The following is a 2,508-nucleotide window of genomic DNA, read 5'->3' as shown; positions in this document are numbered from 1 at the left end:
CAAGAAAAAAGGAAGACTACATCGAAAGGTAATTGCCGTATTCTGATTTAGTTCCCTAATGACGCTAGCTGAGATCTTACTCGAAACAGGTCAAATATTGGTGTTTCTGGAAGCTCTTCTAATAATGATAAAAGCCCGGCATAAAATTCTCGCGAACCGGGCCTGCTTGATGGGTGATAATGCAAAGACTTTTTAAGACCACGTTGACTTGTTTTATCTCGCTCGTACAGTTTGCGAAGCGGCCCAGCACTATAGTGTCTCACGTAGTCGTCCAAGTCGGGATTGAAATTATTGTTCCATTTGCGGCTAATATTTTCGTACCCGACGTATTGGCTCGTAATATGAATGACTTCACCATTCTCGCCCCACCCCACGCGATGCTTTTTGGGGAGTTGCTTCCCGGCAATTGCTAAGACTTGACTGAGAAAGTCTCGGGCGCCCGAAGTGTTCTTAACGATGATTACGCCTGAATTGGGCCGACCAGAATATCCACTTGCCAGATAAACGTCTTTTTCTTTTTTTTCAACACTTTCGAATGGGGGTGCTATGTCCGAAAACATTGCATCACTATCTATGAACATGACCCACTCATTGCCTGCATCTAGAGCCGCGATTAGCAGCGGTATCTTTAGCCAAGCAACCTCCATACTTAGGTCGCTTAAATCCCCTTGTCCGACTACGCTCTGCGCGTAGCCATGCCTCGCTGCATAGACGCCGTGGCTGTCAATACATTTGTCCCAAACCCTATCGTACCCATTGTAAGCAATTGAAAATATTAAAGACAAATGAAGGCCTCAGACAGTATGCGTTGAATCGGGTGAATCTTAGCTGAAGCCGTATTGTTATTAAAGAGGGCCGAGCCACAAAATTTTACGCTGAAAGAGCCCGAGGATAACATTACTGAGAGCCCACCCCAAAACCGAGCTCTTTCCTGCATCTATAAAAAGAAGCAATTAGGAGCTGATCCAATGAAACATCTACGCGCCCTCGGCAGTCTCGCCGGGGGTTTTCTTTTATCTCCGCCACCCAAAGCTGTGATCCGCACGATGCTCTGGATGATGCCTCGCACTCACCCGGTCGTCGCGGCGGTTATGATGCTTGCTGTCCTGCTGGCATGGAGGAACGGCGATGATTGATGTCCACCCCGACGATATCGTCATCATTGCAGCCTTTGACGATGTGCCGGAGCACCTCTTCCGTGTGGAGGAGGTCTATGACGACTGCATCACCGGCCAAGCCCTCACAGGCCCACTGGCTGGCGAATACGGAGAACCCCCGATCGAGCTGATCCGCGGGGTTCACCTCTCAGCGGACTAGAGCCGCACCTTTCCCAAAATTGAAAAACAGAAGGAGGAGACAGCATGTCTGCTCAGATCAAGTATGCCTATCTCCAAGGCCATACGTGGCTCTATCGTCGCAACTACCCCAAGGACGTCGCCATGGTCCTTGGTCAACAAGCCCTGAAGCAATCTCTGAAGACCAGAGACACCCATACAGCACGGGTCAGGGCGGCAGAGGTGAATGCCTGCTATGAGACGCAGGTGGCCACGGTCAGGAATACTGCACAAGAGGTTCTCTCTGACTCAGAGAGGCCCGCTAACCTTCCCGATTGGGTGGAGACACCCCAGACCGCCCTTGATCAACTCCGCACCTCTCTGGAGCACTCCGGGGGGCTGGCGGTCCGGCCTGACTTTCGGCCAGTCGTGCAGAAGGAGAAAGTAAATCTCGAGGCCGCAGCGAAGACTTACCTGAACAGAAGAAGCAATGAACTGAGGCCCGGTGGCTTCAAGTCGGTACGCTACTCCGTCGGGCTGTTCGCGAGCCGATACGGTGACCGTTCCCTCTGCAGCCTCGGTAGAGCGGATGGACGGGAGTTCCTTGGGCTGGTGGCGCAGCTCTCACCTCTGGTCGGGAAGTCACCGAAGACGCAAGGACTGTCACTTGACCAGTTGGTGGCTTTCTCTGCCAAAGGGTCTCAGCGGCTATCAGTGCGGACGCAGAAACGCATCTGGTCGCAGACCAATCACTTCCTCGACTGGTGTGTCTACGAGGGGACGCTTGAGGCCAACCCCTTCAGGACAGTTCTCTTTGAGCAGAAGCTGAAACCGAAGTCCTACGCTGTTCTGACGGACGAGGAGGTGAAACGCATCCTAGGGCTGAAAGCTCCTGTGCTGCATCCTGTTTTACTGACCTGCCTTCTGACGGGAATGCGAGCAGGGGAAGCCGTCGGGCTAAAGCGAGAAGACCTCGTCGCGAAGGGGAACCTAGGGACGTTCATCCACGTGCGCCCCAACGATATTCGGCTGTTGAAGACCGATGCAGCTGAGAGGCTCGTCCCTGCCCACCCCGTTCTGGAGGAGGTGTTTCGTGAGCTCCCGAGTTCTGGTCCACTGTTTCCGGGACTGAAGGTTGGGGCGGTGACCACACGGTTCGCGAGGGTCAGGAAGCAACTCTCCCTTGATCGTCCGGGTCTCGTGTTTCACTCGTCCAGGAAGTGGTTCATCACCC

3 protein-coding genes are annotated in these 2,508 nt (G+C 53.4%); 2 read left to right on the top strand and 1 reads right to left on the bottom strand.

Annotated features, from left to right (window positions below; translation table 11 throughout):
* Positions 1 to 47 precede the first annotated feature (47 nt).
* The gene (locus tag C8N42_RS21125; RefSeq protein ID WP_107818354.1) at positions 48 to 785 is read right to left on the bottom strand and encodes a putative nucleotide-diphospho-sugar transferase; all 738 of its coding nucleotides are present in this window, start codon (positions 783 to 785) and stop codon (positions 48 to 50) included.
* A gap of 343 nt (positions 786 to 1,128) precedes the next feature.
* Here C8N42_RS21125 and C8N42_RS21120 point away from each other — a divergent pair, with 343 nt between their 5' ends.
* Together C8N42_RS21120 and C8N42_RS21115 are read left to right on the top strand one after the other, a co-directional pair.
* On the top strand, positions 1,129 to 1,317 hold the full coding sequence (locus tag C8N42_RS21120; protein WP_107818352.1) for a hypothetical protein: 189 nt from the start codon (positions 1,129 to 1,131) through the stop codon (positions 1,315 to 1,317).
* 44 nt (positions 1,318 to 1,361) lie between these two features.
* Positions 1,362 to 2,508, top strand: a 1,147-nt coding sequence (locus tag C8N42_RS21115; protein ID WP_107818350.1) for a DUF6538 domain-containing protein, incomplete at its 3' end; no start/stop codon positions are given.

The organism is Celeribacter persicus (genome assembly GCF_003050785.1).
In the GTDB taxonomy this organism is placed as follows: Bacteria; Pseudomonadota; Alphaproteobacteria; order Rhodobacterales; family Rhodobacteraceae; genus Celeribacter; species Celeribacter persicus.
Note: the sequence above shows the minus strand (reverse complement) of the source record. Positions and strands in the feature narration are given on the sequence as shown.